The organism is Streptomyces hazeniae, assembly GCF_031845485.1.
GTDB lineage: Bacteria > Actinomycetota > Actinomycetes > Streptomycetales > Streptomycetaceae > Streptomyces > Streptomyces hazeniae.
In genome coordinates this window covers 1-492 of sequence record NZ_JAVREQ010000115.1, presented here as the reverse complement: position 1 = coordinate 492, position 492 = coordinate 1, and the positions used below count along the sequence as shown (strand labels likewise).

Here is a 492-nt window from a genome sequence, read left to right as displayed (position 1 = left end):
TCTCGGACCGCGTCCTCGCGCACATGGAGGACCAGCCGGACTGAAATCCGGCCTCCGGAGAGTCAGCGGACTGATACCCGGCCTCCTACCGCCGGAGGCCCGTCAGAGAACCGGCGGACGCGGCGCGCCCCCGGTCCACCGCTGCTCCCCGTCCTCCTCCCGCCGCTCCCCGGTCGGCGCGAGCCCGGCCGCCGCCGCCACCGCACCCGACGCGGCGTGGCCGGGGTGAAGATGGGCGACGAGTGTACGGACGCCCCCGGCGGACCACAGGTGCGCCGCGAGCCCCTTCGCCGCCTCGGCCGCGTACCCCCGGCCCTGCCACGGCACCCCGACCACCCAGGCGATCTCCGCGCACGAGCCCCGTACGGTCGCCTGGACATACCCCACGAGCCGGCCGTCGGCGCGGACCCGGAGCACCCAGTTCCACCACCGCTCCCCCGGGTCCGGCGAACCGGCGGTCTGGCGTTCGTACCGGGCCCGCAGCGCGACCGG

1 protein-coding gene is annotated in these 492 nt (G+C 76.8%); it reads right to left on the bottom strand.

The genetic code is table 11. The features are described from left to right. Positions 1-102 precede the first annotated feature (102 nt). Positions 103-492, bottom strand: a 390-nt coding sequence (locus RM572_RS28870) for a GNAT family N-acetyltransferase (protein WP_311676317.1), incomplete at its 5' end; no start/stop codon positions are given.